Consider the following 281-nt stretch of genomic DNA (forward strand, 5'->3'; position numbering starts at 1 on the left):
TGTGAATTGTTGAACAAATAAAATTAAAAAATGGGAGTGGATCAACATGTTTGAATTATTAAGAAGAAATACTATTGTAGCTGGAGTGTTAGCAATTATTCGTATCTATCTTGGCTATGCTTGGATCACAGGTGGTTGGGTGAAAATTACTGGTGGAGAATTTGATGCAACAGGATTCTTACACGGCGCAATTGGAAAAGCAACTGGTGAGCATCCTGCCGTTCAAGGCTGGTGGGCAGCATTCTTAGAAACAGTAGCACTTCCAAATGCAGGACTATTTA

1 pseudogene is annotated in these 281 nt (G+C 39.1%); it reads left to right on the forward strand.

Annotated elements, in window-relative coordinates:
* Positions 1-46: 46 nt before the first annotated feature.
* Positions 47-281: pseudogene (locus GH741_RS22540) on the forward strand (Crp/Fnr family transcriptional regulator); the annotation flags it as partial.

Source organism: Aquibacillus halophilus (genome assembly GCF_009649745.1).
Taxonomy (GTDB): Bacteria; Bacillota; Bacilli; order Bacillales; family Amphibacillaceae; genus Aquibacillus; species Aquibacillus halophilus.